The organism is Mojavia sp., assembly GCF_059505145.1.
Genome location: NZ_JCACKA010000047.1, coordinates 84,339 through 98,329, shown reverse-complemented (window position 1 = coordinate 98,329; position 13,991 = coordinate 84,339). Strand labels below are relative to the sequence as shown.

14 protein-coding genes are annotated in these 13,991 nt (G+C 41.3%); 9 read left to right on the top strand and 5 right to left on the bottom strand.

The window, feature by feature from the left end; translation table 11 throughout:
- Window positions 1–290 precede the first annotated feature (290 nt).
- The 7 genes from AC5JL8_RS07675 (at window position 291) to AC5JL8_RS07645 (ending at window position 7,714) form a co-directional block, all read left to right on the top strand.
- Window positions 291–1,571 (top strand): sensor histidine kinase, encoded by a 1,281-nt coding sequence (locus AC5JL8_RS07675; protein WP_495879183.1) that lies wholly within the window; start codon window positions 291–293, stop codon window positions 1,569–1,571.
- A gap of 671 nt (window positions 1,572–2,242) precedes the next feature.
- Complete coding sequence (locus AC5JL8_RS07670; protein WP_495879182.1) at window positions 2,243–2,896, top strand: PRC-barrel domain-containing protein; 654 nt, start codon at window positions 2,243–2,245, stop codon at window positions 2,894–2,896.
- A 258-nt stretch (window positions 2,897–3,154) separates the two neighbouring features.
- Complete coding sequence (locus tag AC5JL8_RS07665) at window positions 3,155–3,535, top strand: sensory rhodopsin transducer (protein ID WP_495879181.1); 381 nt, start codon at window positions 3,155–3,157, stop codon at window positions 3,533–3,535.
- A gap of 196 nt (window positions 3,536–3,731) precedes the next feature.
- On the top strand, window positions 3,732–4,694 hold the full coding sequence (locus AC5JL8_RS07660) for a TIGR03885 family FMN-dependent LLM class oxidoreductase (protein ID WP_495879180.1): 963 nt from the start codon (window positions 3,732–3,734) through the stop codon (window positions 4,692–4,694).
- Between the two features lie 574 nt (window positions 4,695–5,268).
- Window positions 5,269–6,105 carry a DUF2382 domain-containing protein gene (locus AC5JL8_RS07655; RefSeq protein WP_495879179.1) on the top strand — a complete coding sequence of 279 codons (837 nt, stop codon included), beginning with the start codon at window positions 5,269–5,271 and terminating at the stop codon, window positions 6,103–6,105.
- 545 nt (window positions 6,106–6,650) lie between these two features.
- The gene (locus AC5JL8_RS07650; RefSeq protein WP_495879178.1) at window positions 6,651–7,037 is read left to right on the top strand and encodes a 6-pyruvoyl trahydropterin synthase family protein; all 387 of its coding nucleotides are present in this window, start codon (window positions 6,651–6,653) and stop codon (window positions 7,035–7,037) included.
- A 461-nt stretch (window positions 7,038–7,498) separates the two neighbouring features.
- Complete coding sequence (locus tag AC5JL8_RS07645; protein ID WP_495879177.1) at window positions 7,499–7,714, top strand: hypothetical protein; 216 nt, start codon at window positions 7,499–7,501, stop codon at window positions 7,712–7,714.
- 59 nt (window positions 7,715–7,773) lie between these two features.
- Here the strand turns inward: AC5JL8_RS07645 and ribD are convergent, their stop codons facing one another.
- The 4 genes from ribD to AC5JL8_RS07625 all read right to left on the bottom strand — a co-directional run bounded on the left by ribD (window position 7,774) and on the right by AC5JL8_RS07625 (window position 11,791).
- The gene (gene ribD, locus AC5JL8_RS07640; protein WP_495879176.1) at window positions 7,774–8,982 is read right to left on the bottom strand and encodes a bifunctional diaminohydroxyphosphoribosylaminopyrimidine deaminase/5-amino-6-(5-phosphoribosylamino)uracil reductase RibD; all 1,209 of its coding nucleotides are present in this window, start codon (window positions 8,980–8,982) and stop codon (window positions 7,774–7,776) included.
- A gap of 227 nt (window positions 8,983–9,209) precedes the next feature.
- Complete coding sequence (gene mreD / locus AC5JL8_RS07635) at window positions 9,210–9,827, bottom strand: rod shape-determining protein MreD (RefSeq protein WP_495879175.1); 618 nt, start codon at window positions 9,825–9,827, stop codon at window positions 9,210–9,212.
- Window positions 9,828–9,855: 28 nt separating this feature from the next.
- Complete coding sequence (mreC, locus tag AC5JL8_RS07630) at window positions 9,856–10,665, bottom strand: rod shape-determining protein MreC (RefSeq protein ID WP_495879174.1); 810 nt, start codon at window positions 10,663–10,665, stop codon at window positions 9,856–9,858.
- 118 nt (window positions 10,666–10,783) lie between these two features.
- Entirely contained in the window at window positions 10,784–11,791 is a 1,008-nt protein-coding gene (locus AC5JL8_RS07625) for a rod shape-determining protein (protein ID WP_495879173.1), read from the bottom strand.
- Window positions 11,792–12,160: 369 nt separating this feature from the next.
- Here AC5JL8_RS07625 and AC5JL8_RS07620 point away from each other — a divergent pair, with 369 nt between their 5' ends.
- Window positions 12,161–12,523, top strand: coding sequence for a single-stranded DNA-binding protein (locus AC5JL8_RS07620; protein WP_495879172.1), 363 nt, complete (start codon window positions 12,161–12,163; stop codon window positions 12,521–12,523).
- A gap of 30 nt (window positions 12,524–12,553) precedes the next feature.
- Here the strand turns inward: AC5JL8_RS07620 and AC5JL8_RS07615 are convergent, their stop codons facing one another.
- Window positions 12,554–13,300 (bottom strand): SIMPL domain-containing protein, encoded by a 747-nt coding sequence (locus AC5JL8_RS07615; RefSeq protein WP_495879171.1) that lies wholly within the window; start codon window positions 13,298–13,300, stop codon window positions 12,554–12,556.
- 225 nt (window positions 13,301–13,525) lie between these two features.
- Here AC5JL8_RS07615 and AC5JL8_RS07610 point away from each other — a divergent pair, with 225 nt between their 5' ends.
- Complete coding sequence (locus AC5JL8_RS07610) at window positions 13,526–13,942, top strand: EVE domain-containing protein (RefSeq protein ID WP_495879170.1); 417 nt, start codon at window positions 13,526–13,528, stop codon at window positions 13,940–13,942.
- Window positions 13,943–13,991: the final 49 nt, after the last annotated feature.

The following is a 13,991-nucleotide window of genomic DNA, read 5'->3' as shown; positions in this document are numbered from 1 at the left end:
TTCTGTAAATTTATTAAATATACTAAGAAAATACCCAGCAGTCTCTGCTGCGGAGGTGGTTTATAAGTCTTACACAAGAAACGTGGTTACTTTACCAACAAGCGCGACATTTTAAGAGCATTAATAGCACAATGTTAAATTGATCAAGCTAGAAGCATGGCAATGTATGCTTAATAAGTAGCTAATCGCAGACCCATGTGCCCAAATTTACATAAAAGCTGCAATTTTGTAGTTACTGAGCGTGAAATGGGTACTTTGAAGATCATAACTCTTCAGGTACGAGCAAATTTATGCATCATGTTTTCGAGGCAGATCAACTCACTTGGTTAATAGTTGGCGAAAACTTCGTCATTTCTTGCTGTTATTGGATAATTGGTAGTGTAATCGCCTACGGGGTTTGGCGTAATCGGGTGGCTGGAGTTGACTCACTTGTGGTTACAGTGGCTATTATTTTCTTCAGTTGCGCCTTTGGTCACGGCTTGCATGGGCTGAAAATGCTGGGGTTAATTCATTCACTCCTCTGGCAAACAGTAGCAGACTTTCTCACAGTTGTTATTGCATTACGATTTCTCAGCTTTTACAAAAGTTTTGATTTACTCGCTTGTTTCAGTCAGATCTTCGCATCAAAGATGGAACTGGAGAACAAAAACCAACTCTTGGAAAAAGCTATGACAGAACTTAAGCAGACGCACACTCAGTTAGTTCAACAAGAAAAAATGTCGAGCTTGGGACAATTAGTTGCAGGCGTTGCACATGAAATCAATAACCCAGTTAACTTTATTTACGGCAACTTGGCTCATGTCCAAGAATATGCAGAGAGTCTGTTGAGCATTGTGAAAGCTTACCAAGCTAAATTTCCTCCACCATCGCAAATTCAAAGGCTAACCGAAGAAGTTGATTTAGAGTTTCTCCAAGAAGATTTGCCAAAAATCTTAGCCTCCATGAAAGTGGGAAGCGATCGCATCCGACAAATTGTACTGTCACTGCGAAATTTCTCGCGCCTAGATGAGGCTGAACTGAAAACTGTGAACATTCATGAAGGAATTGATAATACACTCATGATTTTGCAACACCGTCTCAAAGCAAAACCAGAGTGTCCAGAAATTACGGTTGTCAAAGATTATAGTAATTTGCCCGATGTCGAGTGTTATCCTGGCTCACTCAATCAGGTAGTTATGAACATTCTCACAAATGCAATAGATGCACTGGAAGAAAGCACTACCCAAAAATCCTATCAAGAGATTAAAGATCATCCTGCTCAAATTACAATTCGGACTTCTCTGACAGCAGAACAATGGGTAGAAATTACAATACAAGATAATGGAATTGGGATTCCTGAACATCTTCAGCAGCAAATTTTTGAGCCATTTTTTACCACAAAACCCATAGGCAAAGGAACAGGAATTGGTATGTCGATTAGCCATCAGATTATTGCCGAAAGGCATCATGGAAAGTTGGCTTGTTTTTCAACTTTGGGTAAAGGAACAGAATTTGTCATTCAAATCCCATTGACACAGGGCAAATATGGAACGGCCAAACAATCAAACTATGTATGTTTGACTCATAAGTAAGCTTTAGAAAAACCTGCTGTGTGACTAAGAGTCGTACAAAGCAGGTTGAAATAAGGCACAGGTTAAGCACTAACCTGTAATTCATGTATTTTATACTACGAAGTTGATAAAAGAGTTCAATCGATAGACTGTTGTTTGCTTGATAGATATAGATTATACTAACTATTTACCTATATTTTTTAGTGGTGAGATATCTAAAAATTAGAAAGACAACCCAGACTACAGGTTTACCATACAAGCTAGAAAAGAAGCACTCCAGTCCATAAGTCTGTTTACCAGCTTTTGTGACTACCATATTCCCTGCTAACAAATACACTTTATTCTTACGGAATAAATGCTAGCGAAAGAATACCCACAATATGGTTAGCCAGGAGATAACAGTCAACTCATCCTAAGTTACATTCATACAGCTATTTTCCCTGCATCTTTGCATCTTTGCGTTCCTGTTCCCCAAAGACTTTGCCGCAGGCTACCACGGAAAACACCAAAACCAACGCCAATCCAACACCAGGGAAGTATCATCTCAGTAGTTACGGGTCTAGTTGAGCTTGCATAAGTAAAAATAGCCTCCTAAAGGTAGAAATTACAACTTGACTTTTGATTGATGAGTCTTTTACTGCTATTCGCCAAAATTTGACTGTACCTAGCATAGTCAAAATCGAGGATAAATCGTGGCACTATTAAAAATTGAGGATTTCAATCCCGATTACTCGAAAATTTTTGGTGCTCAAAACATTATTGATTACAGCGTATATTCTGATACTGCAAATCAGAAAATTGGCTCTGTCAAAAATATTTTAGTTGATGAAAATGATGGTAGCTTTCGATATTTCATTGTTGATTTAGGATTCTGGATTTTCGGTAAACAGGTATTACTCCCTATTGGGCGTTCTCGGATTGACTATGATCAACAACGAGTTTACGCCAAAGGTTTGACTAAGGAGCAAGCAGAAAATTTACCTGAGTTTGCTGAAGCGTTACGGATTGATGATGAATATGAAGAATGGGTAAGAGCAGGTTATCTTTTTGGCGCTACTAACGTTGGTATCGATTCACTACATGGTGTTGACTCATTAGGAAATCTGCTCGCTCCGAACATACCCTATGATCCAGTAGCTTTGGGTGAAGTTGCATCTTTATCAGTTCCTCATGCAGATCACAAAACAATTCATCTGCCAGCATCGATAAATCCATTTATTGACTGCGAAACTTATATGTCTGAAAATATATCCTCTTTGTACGGTATTAATGAAGAGGATCATCCATTGCTGAAATCTTATTCAGAAAGATTGGCAAACAGTAGAAATCGTATCAGTAGAAATTAATTTTCTTGTGTTGCATAAATGCGGGATGAATTCAGAGTTTTGACCAAAGCTAAAGATTGATTCTTCGCGCTTTTGCGCGAAACAAAATTCGTCCCGTCAATCAGTAATGCCAATTTTCTGATTCGTATTTTGGCTCATGTTTACAAAGATTGTTGCCATGCTTGAAAAAATTCTGAATCATGTTTGCAATGAGAACATAATTTTTAATCACGACATAAATAAACAAGAGAGTTAACACATACAGGAGGCAACTTACTAATGAGTAAATCGATAGGACAAACACGTTGGGCGATCGCTGAAGGGTACATCCCCGCTTACAGTCATGGGCCGGAACCACAGTTTACCAGCCATGAAACCGCCTGCTTATTGAATGCTTCTGACCAAGATGCCCATGTAGAAATTACAATTTACTTCAGCGATCGCGAACCAGTTGGCCCTTATCGGATAGTTGTACCAGCAAGGCGCACTAAACACCTACGCTTCAACGACCTCACTGACCCCGAACCCATTCCTCACGATACCGATTATGCCAGCGTCATTGAGTCAGATGTGCCAATAGTTGTCCAACATACCCGTCTTGATTCCCGTCAGTCGGAGAATGCTTTGCTCACTACTATTGCTTACGCTAGCAGTAATTAAACGCACAATTTTATGCTAGCTGGGATTACCAAGATTCACTTCATAATTTAAGCAGCACTTCAATCTGATGTTAGTCCAGTTAAGGCGCTAGGTGAGGTGCTGGAAAGGCTGCAACCTAGCTCTTTGACTCTTGGATTTTAGCAACTTAACTATATATAAGCTTTGAGTTAATTTCGTAAAACTGGGAAAAACTTTTATGGTCAAGATTGGATATCACGCTTCCCATGAACAATTCAAACCCAGCGAACTGCTGAAATATACCCAAATTGCAGAACAAGGAGGTTTTACTCTTGCTCTTTCTTCCGACCACTTCTTTCCTTGGAGTGAAGAACAAGGCCAAAGTGGTTTCGCCTGGTCTTGGCTTGGTGCAGCTATGCAAGCAACCCCTACACTTTCCTATCGAGTTGTTTGTGCCCCAGGACAGCGCTATCATCCGGCTATTATTGCCCAAGCAGCTGCTACTTTGGCAGAGATGTTTCCTAACCGCTTTTGGCTCACCGTAGGCAGTGGTCAAGCACTCAATGAACATATTACTGGAGACAAATGGCCTTGTAAAAGCGATCGCAATGCTCGTCTCAAAGAATGTGTAGATATAATCCGTGCCCTTTGGCAGGGAGAAACTGTCACCCATCGCGGTCTAATCTGCGTTGAAGAAGCAAAGCTTTATACTCGCCCAGAAAAACTACCCCTGATCATCGGTGCTGCTGTCACTGCTGAAACCGCAGAGTGGTTGGGTAGTTGGGCAGATGGATTAATTACCATTTCTCGCCCCCCAGAGAAGTTAAAAAAAGTTGTCGATGCCTTTCGTAGAGGAGGAGGGGAAGGCAAACCAATGATTTTAAAAGTGCAGCTTTCCTACGATCGCAACGAAGATACAGCGCTACAAAAAGCGCATCAGCAATGGCGTAACAACATTTTTAAGAACATTTTAATGACAGAATTACGCACCCCGCAACAGTTTGATGCTGCGGGTGAGTGTGTACAGCCAAAAGAACTATATGAACATGTCCGCATTTCGGCAAATCCTCAACAGCACATCGAATGGTTGCAAAAAGATGTTGAGCTGGGGTTTGACGAACTAATTCTGCACAATGTCAACCGGGAGCAGCAGCAATTTATCGAAGTCTTTAGCGAGAAAGTGATTCCTGCTCTAACATAAGGCAAAAGTATGAGTGCTGCTTCGTGTGCCATCAGTTTAGCTATTATCTGGAATATTATTTGGAAAACTGCGATTTCTTAAAGCGACTGCGCGCAGCCGCGCTTTTTTAGTCGGTAATGTTGTCCTCAATGTTCTTAAAGAAGAACTACCAGAAGAAAGAAAAAGCTGCTTCTGGGCTTTTGCTCTTGGTGCAGGAGCTTATGCAATTGTTTTGTTAGCCCTTTAATACTTTAGTTGCAAGCGATCGCTAACTGCTGATTTCGCTGTTATTTACAATATATTCAAATCCTTTGGCGAAAACAACCGATGATAAATTCATCCAGTTAGATATCATTTATCTTTATTAAATTTAATTACTATGATTGACGCATTCGATAGTTAGCCACATTTTGATAATATTTCTATCTTAGAATTTGCTAAATTTGGCAGATGATATTTTTTTATGATTTATTTAATAATTTTGTGTTAACTAACTTAAATTATTTTGATTAATCATTCAATAGTAAGAGGAATTAATTGTATGGAAAAACTAGCATGATAATAACACACACAACATAGAACAAAGGAAAATAAGATGGCACTTGTAAAACTTGAAGATTTTTACCCCGATTATCGTGATCACTCCTCGGAATTAGATGATATCAAGAATTTAGATGTCTATGCTCAAGGCGATGATAAAGTTGGCTCTGTATCTGATGTTTTGGTAGATGAACAGACTGGTAAATTCCGCTATTTTATTGTAGATACAGGATTTTGGATTTTTGGCAAAAAAGTGTTGCTACCTGTAGGACGCGCCAACGTTGATTACAATAGCAAACGAATTTATGTCTATGGGCTAACCAGAGAGCAAGTAGAAAGTCTGCCAAACTTGGATGATTTGGAAAAAATTGACTACGACTATGAAGAGCAAGTACGCGGTGTTTATCGTGGCTCTGTTGCTACTTCTGGAGTAATGCAACCTGCTATCTATGATCGTGACACTTACAGTTATGACCAAGAACCATCTTTATATAACGTTAACGAACAGGATGGTCAAACTTTAAAACTGTATGAAGAACGGTTGATAGCTAATAAACAACGCCGCAAGGCTGGAGAAGTTACAATTGGTAAACACGTGGAAACAGACACTGCTCGTGTTGCAATACCTGTAGAAAAAGAGCGCGTAGTGATTGAGCGCACAAGTCCTACAGATACTACGCCAATTAATCCTCAAAATGCATTTCATGATGGTGAAGTTGCTCGTGTGGAAATTTATGAAGAAACGCCTGATATAAGTAAAGAAGCTGTTGTACGCGAAGAAGTTCGAGTCCAGAAGGTTGTAGATACAGACACAGTTGAAACTACTGATACAGTAAGACGCGAAGAGTTAGATATAGATACTCAAGGTCGCCCAATTGTAGACAAACAATAGCACTTCTAAAATTTGTGGATAGATGTTTGAGGATGGAGTTGAGAGCTATCAGGCTTCTCAACTCCTAGTTATTGATTAATAATAAGCTTTCACGTATTTAATGTGTCTGCACTTAATAGCTAAAATGCTTCCAGTAATTATTTTATTTAATTTTAAATTTTGAATCGCTTATTAGCTGTTACAATACTGACAAATATCAAACCTTTGAACGCTAAAAATAGTCCAGTACAGGCTTGTTGAGGAATTTCTACTTGACTTGAGATTTCAAAGAGGTAATTGTAACCTCTGCATTTTATATAAATAAATATTACTGCTTTATTAGTTGATAGGGAAAAGGTAGTTAATTACTGTGTAATCATTGTTGGCAATTGCCCGCAAGGGCAGTGCGCGTAGCGAAACCGCACTTCATTACATTTTACTTAAAAGCTAGCTCATAACTGTGTCATCAAGAATTAAGCAATACTTGTAAATACCTTGTTATGGTTGGTAATGAGATAAAGTGACATGAGCATTTATTTAAGAATTGGCTACGAGGTCATATTAATATGCCCAAATGGAAACTAGTAACAGAATTTACATTTGATAGCGCTCACTACATCAAAGATTACGATGGGCCTTGTGGTCGGATGCACGGGCATACTTATAAAGTTAGAATTGAGGCAAAATCATCACAACTGCACTCTTCAGAATACTGTCCACACCCAGTCATGGTAGCTGACTTTAGGACTTTACGTTGGGCTAAACAAGATGTATCTAAAGGAGGACTTGACCACTGTATTCTTAACGAAGTCTTACCTCCTGAATACGAAACAACTGCTGAGATGATTGCCAAGTACATTTACGAGCAAACTCAGAAGCGCTTACCATCAGATGTGCAACTCAAAGTCCGAGTTTCAGAAACGGCTAATAGCTGGGTAGATTATGAAGAGTGACATTCTCCAGTTAGCGGTTTCAAAACCAACAATTTAATCTATAGGACTCATATTTGATTTTTGAACAAAATTCAGTACACCTTTATTCCTTCTTCCCAGTCCCCAGTCCCCAATCCCCAGTCCCTTACCTCTACGAGTGATTCAGAAATCAAATCGGATTGCTATAACTTCTTGCTGTAAATATAATAAGTATATCTACAGTACGATCTTAGAATGTATTGCATATAACAGTAAATCCTACTGTTATATGTTCTAAAACTACTATTCCATATACAAATAAGGCGCTCAGTGCGTTTTTCAAATTATCAATTTGATTTACTAATTCTTAAACTTTATAAAGTTATAAATCGCTATATTAAGCTTTTGATAATACTTGTCTCAGCTTCTATACTCATGGCATGATTTGCTATCGGAATTGTGTAATCTGAAAGAAGCTAAGCTAATTATTAAATTGAGGTCTAATGACTCCCACCATTATGCGTCAGCTTTGGTCTGTGGTTGAAACTTCCCACGCCAAGACCCTCTTGCAGCTAGACGATGCTAGCTTGGTGCAGTGGTTGGTAAAACAAACCAACACCCAAGCGTTTTTAGAACCCAAGGAAACCGATTTCCTCAGTGATTACATTCAATCTCGTCTCGCTCTCATTCGCGATCTTGTTTATGAGCGGCAGTGTTAATAATAACAGAATCGCAATGAATTAGTCCGTAGTTCCAAGTAATAAATCTTGGTTATTAACTATTGACTTTTTTGATGAAAATAAGCCTCTACTAAGCAGTCGGAACCAATCACGCGCCAACGAACATTTTCTAAAGGCAAAGCCTCGTCCATGGTGGTAAAACCTAAATCACCCACAGGTGTGGGGGCATGGTTACCACCAATAATTTTAGGAGCAATAAAGGCAAGAATTTTTTGTACCGCTCTTTGAGCGATCGCACTAGCAGCTAAAGTACCACCACACTCCCACAACACGCTACAAAAACCCCGCTCATACAAGTGTGCCATTGCCCCGTCAGGTGTCAGTGATGTGAATTTTACTACCTCCACTCCTTGTTTGAGCAAAAATTCTTGAAAATGAGGGTTAGCTCCTACCTCCGTCATCACCAACGTGGGAGCGTCTGTAGTTTGCCACAAACGGGCAGTTTCTGGCAAATTGAGACGGCGACTCATCACCACCCGCAAGGGATTATGCGCCCCCACCTGACGGCTTGTTAAGTAAGGATTGTCTTGCCGCACAGTATTACCACCAACAATTACTGCATCACAAGCCGCCCGTAGTTGATGGACTTCACTGCGGGCGGCTTGGTTTGTTACCCAGGCGCTATGACCAGAAGTAGTAGCAATTTTGCCATCTAAAGTCATGGCATATTTCAAAATACCTAAAGGGCGCTTATAGAGAATGCGATGAACAAAGGCTTCATTGAGTTGGCGGCAAGCTGCTTCTTCCACTCCTACTAAAACTTCTATTCCCGCGGCTTGTAAACGCGCAATACCGCCTCCAGCCACGAGTGGATTGGGATCTACCATACCCACTACCACCTTTGCTACTCCAGCCTTTACCAAAGCTTCCGAACAGGGAGGAGTGCGTCCATAGTGATTGCAGGGTTCGAGATTGACATAAGCTGTAGCACCGCTAGCCCTATCTCCTGCTGCTTTCAAGGCAAAAACTTCTGCATGAGGCTCACCTGCGCGGGGATGAAACCCTTCCCCAACAATCTCTCCATCTTTGACAATCACTGCTCCCACTAGCGGATTGGGTGAAGTGCGTCCCAAAGCACGACGAGCAAGTTCCAAACACCGCTGCATCATGGCCCGATCAAAGTCACTTCCTAGCTGTTCTTTCGCTGGAGAATTTGATTTAACTGCCGACTCCACTAAAATTGCCTTTTCTTGAGGGTAATTAGGTAAGGATGCATCCGCTTGAGCAACCATTGGGGAGTTATCCATAAATTTCGGGAAATAACTTAAATATTTTGTGCGCTAGCTACTTTTGCCTATCTGGACTGAAATCAGCCTCTAAAATTTACATTTAACTTAACTTTACCTTGAATCAATATTGCCAGAGGTTGCTGAAATTCCAGAAAAATTTAGGAGTGAGAAGTACAAGAACGCGTTAGCGGCTCCTCACTCCTCACTCCTAAAATGCTTCTTGGTATTTACCTAGACTAAATTTCTTAAGATTGCTCTAAAAATTTTATCTGCTGCCACCAGCGATTCAGCGGATAATAAACCACAGGTGCCCAGAGGCTGCTGAGAATAGCAGAAGCAAGGGCAACACGCTGATAATATGCCCAAATGTATTCTGTTTTGCGATCGCCCATCAAAGTCAATTCCAACCCAAAGATTGTTTCTGCCACAAATGCCATTACAAAGACAATTAAGGCAATAGAAATAAAGTCTTCCTGGATAAAACGCTGCTTCTGAATCAAACCAGTCAACATTCCCACTATCCCCAAAGTCACGGCATGAGTAGGATTAGGCGATGTCAGTGCATCTTGAAGTAGCCCCAAAACTATACCTGCTAAGGCCCCAGCAAATACTGAACGTTTTACGCTCCAAGCTACCACCCAAATCAACAGCCAGTTAGGCCCAATTCCTAACAATTCCATACCTGGTAAGCGGGATGGCAACATCAGCAAACATAACAACACAGACCCAACTGTAACTGTCCAATCCACAAGTTGACGTGTACGCGGATGCCAACGATTAAGAGGTTGAATTTTAATTTGGGATTTTCTCCCTGACGATTTTGACTTTTTTTGTTTGCTGCCACCAAATACAGGAATCTTCATCGTATTGAAGGATTAATTGAAAATTGAATTAATTAGACTTTTGTGGCTCTTGGGTTATTGATTGCGGTTGTTCTAACTCTGGGGTAGCTGGTTTCGGGTATACAGCTACCCAATCTAGTGACCGGATTGGCGGGAACAGCTCAACTTTTGCAATTGATGCCGGCAATTTCTTTAAATCCAAAGACTTGATTCTGCCTACTGCTAAACCAGAAGGAAACTTCTGGCTATAAGTAGATGTGGATACCAAATCCCCGATTTTCACATTGGGCACTTTTTCATAAAACTCCAGCACCGCTTCAGCTGAAGAATCTCCCCGCAAAACGCCTTTGGCTGAGGTACGACTAATTGTTACACCCACTTGGCTTTTAAGGTCACTAATAAGTAATACACGACTAGTATTAGGCGTTACACTTTCTACCAAACCCACCAATCCGCCTTCTGCCTTGACAACAAACCCTTCTTGGATTCCTGAATTCGCGCCGCGATCAAGGGTAATTTGCTGCCACCAGTGGTCAGCACTGCGTCCCACCACCCGTGATGGAACTGGGCGCGATGAAATTGGCTCCTTCTCTACGTAGCCCAAGAGATTTTGTAAATTTTTATTTTGACTTTGCAAATCTACTATGCGTGTTTGCAACTCCAATATCCGGGCATCCCTGAGCCGTTCTTCAGGAGTTGGCCCTGCTTGTAACATCTGCAACGGACGGGTAATCCCCTGATATACCTCTAGCAGAAGTGTTCCTTGAGTCTGCCGCAATATCCAAGCGCTACCTACAACTAAAGTTATTAAACCAATTTGTAAAGCTTTCCGATCCCACCAGCGACGTAATATAACCATATATCCATACCTTGTTTATATCTTTAAATTGTTTTAGGAAATATTAGGCTATATATATAAAACCCAATATCAGATAGTGAATTCTCAGTAATACGGAATCCAATATCTGATACTTTTACTACATATTGCGAGAACGCCCGCTGAATACTCGTTCCAGTTGTTTAAAGTTTTCTAACACACGCCCTGTTCCCAGGACAACACAGCATAAAGGATCGGCAGCAATGTGCGTTACAATGCCTGTCTCATGACTAATTAAGGTGTCTATACCTTTGAGTAAGGCCCCGCCACCAGCGAGCATAATTCCTCTGTCAATAATATCTGCTGCCAGTTCGGGAGGTGTACGCTCTAGCGTCCGCTTCACAGCTTCTATAATTACTGACAGCGGTTCTAACATACTTTCACGGATTTCTGGGCCTTTAATGGTGACAGTTCGCGGTAGCCCAGAAAGCAAATGTAAGCCTCGGACTTCCATCATTGCATCATTATCATCATTAGTGGGATAGGCAGAGCCAATCCGAATTTTGATGTCCTCAGCAGTACGTTCTCCAATCACCAAGTTATGAACTTTCTTCATATACTGGAGGATTGCTTCTGTGAGTTCATCGCCAGCAATGCGTACTGATTCACTCAGCACTGTACCTTGGAGACTTAGCACTGCAACTTCTGTTGTGCCACCACCAATATCGATGATCATATTGCCAGTCGGTTCAGCAACTGGTAACCCTGCACCAATTGCCGCAGCTACTGGTTCATCAATTAAATAAACTTCTCTAGCTCCGGCTTGAGTAGCTGCATCCATTACAGCTCGTCTTTCTACACCTGTGACGCCGCTAGGAATGCCAATAACAATTCGCGGTAGAATGAGAGACCTGCCCCCACTTACACGTTGGATAAAGCTTTTCAACATTAGCTCGGCTGTATCAAAGTCAGCGATTACGCCATCACGCAAAGGGCGGAGCGCAACCACATTTCCAGGTGTTCGACCGAGCATTTTTTTTGCTTCTTCTCCTACTGCCAATGCAATCTTTTCGTTTTGATCAATGGCAACTACCGAAGGTTCTTGGAGTACAATACCTTTACCAGATACATATACAAGGGTATTGGCAGTACCGAGGTCGATACCCATATCCCACGATGAGCGAAAGTTCCTGAAAAAACCCACGCGTGTCTAAGCCCCCTATTTGTGATAATTGTGACTATAACGGGAATGGTTATTTGTGCTGGATTTTATTACGTTTTTGATCCTGAGTCCAGTAAAACAGCTTATTCTGTTGGATAATTTTTGGCAATTTTTACTACATCTCAGCCCTCTAATTTTTGATATTCTCTGATCTAGTTAGTATATCCGTATACTTTTCTAGAATGTCACGAGTAATTTGTATCATTTTTAAGCCTAGCCATATTGCTAAATCTTTAACATATTTTCATCACTTTCACAATTCGCTATGATCAAGTTCGGGATAAATAAGTACGTATGTACTGAAAGGTAACGCACATGAGCATCAATGTTGTCACTCTCGTCGGTCGTGTAGGCACCGACCCAGATATTAAGTATTTTGAATCAGGAAGTGTCAAGTGTAAATTGACGCTAGCTGTCAATCGCCGTTCACGTAATAAGGATCAACCTGATTGGTTCGCTTTGGAACTATGGGACAAGACAGCAGAGGTAGCGGGCAATTATGTACGCAAGGGAAGCTTAATAGGAATCAAAGGTTCCTTGAAGTTTGATACATGGAACGATCGCCAAACAGGAGCAAGCCGCTCCACACCGGTGATCCGAGTAGAGCAGCTAGAGTTATTGGGTTCCAAACGCGATGGAGATGGGGATATGGCAGATATGTCCCCAGATCATTTCTAATTGCTCATTAGCCATTAGTATTGCTAATGACTAATAACTAATTTGCAGTGTCACTGATGCTTCTACCTCCTGTTCACCACCAACTACAGGGGTGGAAGCATCAGCGTTTGCTACCTTGGCAGCTTCAGCACGCATTAATATAGGCGGTGGTGGTGTACTAGCATTATTAACTTCAATACTCACTACTTCTTTAGACTTGAAACCCAAAGCACTGAAAACCGCATCTGCTTGCTGTTGAGCCTCTTGGGTAGCTTCTTTCAGGGCTTGTTGTCGGGCAGCAGTGATCGCCTCATCGCTAGCCACAAAACTAATGCCCTGAATTTGCGTTGCACCCGCCTTCACAGCTTCATCCAGCAATGTACCGGATTTGTCTGTAGGAATGCGAAAACTCACAATGTTGCTGGCAGCATACCCAGTAATTCGCTGAACGTTATTGGTATAGCTATAAACTGGATTAAGGCTAATACCAGTAGTACGTAATTTCTCCACATTACGACTTTTGAGTAGGGCAACCACAGCAGATGACCTACGAGCTGCCTCTTGCTGCACTTCCTGTGCTGTTTTACCTTGGATTTCAACTCCTAAATTGACTTGAGTTAAGGTAGTGGGGATTGTTTCTACACCACGACCACTCACAGTCAGGGTTCGTGCTAATTTTTCTCTCGCTTGTGCCCAGCCTGGCTGAACAAAAGTTACACAGATTAGCAAAGCTAACGGTAGGGTTGTGCAAAATTTCCCAACATGAAACTGAGAACCGAAGAAAGCGGCTCGATACATAAGATTTACACTCCTCTGAAAATTATTTACAGATGTTTCTCATAGAGCATATCTAAACAATCCACAATTTCAAGGTCAACCGCCACCACGTGGTTTCCACAATGCTCACGGGATTGAATAGATACGATTTATATGTTCCTACTTTGACACTGCTACCGTCAAAAGCCAGAATGGTTACATTTTTTGAAACTTAAAAAATTACACCAGGATTTGTGGAGAATCTGGATGACATATTGGCTACTGAAAACTGAACCCGATAATTATTCTTACTTTGATTTAGAACGGGATGGCAGTACAGTTTGGGATGGAGTCAACAATCCTCTGGCTTTGAAATATCTACGCACAATGCTCATTGGTGAGTTGGCATTGATTTATCACACGGGTAAACAACGGCAAATCATGGGTGTGGCAGAGATAGTCAGTCAACCTTATGCCGATCCAGCCTTGCATGATGCCAAACGCGTAGTCGTAGATGTGCAGGCGGTGCGAAGAGTAAAACAGCCAGTAACCCTAACCCAAATCAAGCAAGATAGCTTCTTAAGAGACTTTGACTTGCTACGGCTTCCAAGAATCTCTGTCGTCCCGGTTTCCGAGTTTTATTGGCAGCGCCTGCTTGAGTTAATCAATGGTACAAAAGAGTGATGCTAGAAGAGTAAAATCTTGCACCTTGAAGTTAAATGCATTCGATAGC

Bases quoted from the DNA above. Each gene is read 5' to 3' on its own strand.
- AC5JL8_RS07615 (WP_495879171.1), bottom strand. From the start codon at position 13,300: ATGTATCGAGCCGCTTTCTTCGGTTCTCAGTTTCATGTTGGGAAATTT.
- mreC (WP_495879174.1), bottom strand. From the start codon at position 10,665: ATGGTTATATTACGTCGCTGGTGGGATCGGAAAGCTTTACAAATTGGT.
- mreD (WP_495879175.1), bottom strand. From the start codon at position 9,827: ATGAAGATTCCTGTATTTGGTGGCAGCAAACAAAAAAAGTCAAAATCG.
- AC5JL8_RS07665 (WP_495879181.1), top strand. From the start codon at position 3,155: ATGAGTAAATCGATAGGACAAACACGTTGGGCGATCGCTGAAGGGTAC.
- AC5JL8_RS07655 (WP_495879179.1), top strand. From the start codon at position 5,269: ATGGCACTTGTAAAACTTGAAGATTTTTACCCCGATTATCGTGATCAC.
- AC5JL8_RS07650 (WP_495879178.1), top strand. From the start codon at position 6,651: ATGCCCAAATGGAAACTAGTAACAGAATTTACATTTGATAGCGCTCAC.
- AC5JL8_RS07675 (WP_495879183.1), top strand. From the start codon at position 291: ATGCATCATGTTTTCGAGGCAGATCAACTCACTTGGTTAATAGTTGGC.
- ribD (WP_495879176.1), bottom strand. From the start codon at position 8,982: ATGGATAACTCCCCAATGGTTGCTCAAGCGGATGCATCCTTACCTAAT.
- AC5JL8_RS07625 (WP_495879173.1), bottom strand. From the start codon at position 11,791: ATGGGTATCGACCTCGGTACTGCCAATACCCTTGTATATGTATCTGGT.
- AC5JL8_RS07620 (WP_495879172.1), top strand. From the start codon at position 12,161: ATGAGCATCAATGTTGTCACTCTCGTCGGTCGTGTAGGCACCGACCCA.
- AC5JL8_RS07660 (WP_495879180.1), top strand. From the start codon at position 3,732: ATGGTCAAGATTGGATATCACGCTTCCCATGAACAATTCAAACCCAGC.
- AC5JL8_RS07645 (WP_495879177.1), top strand. From the start codon at position 7,499: ATGACTCCCACCATTATGCGTCAGCTTTGGTCTGTGGTTGAAACTTCC.
- AC5JL8_RS07610 (WP_495879170.1), top strand. From the start codon at position 13,526: ATGACATATTGGCTACTGAAAACTGAACCCGATAATTATTCTTACTTT.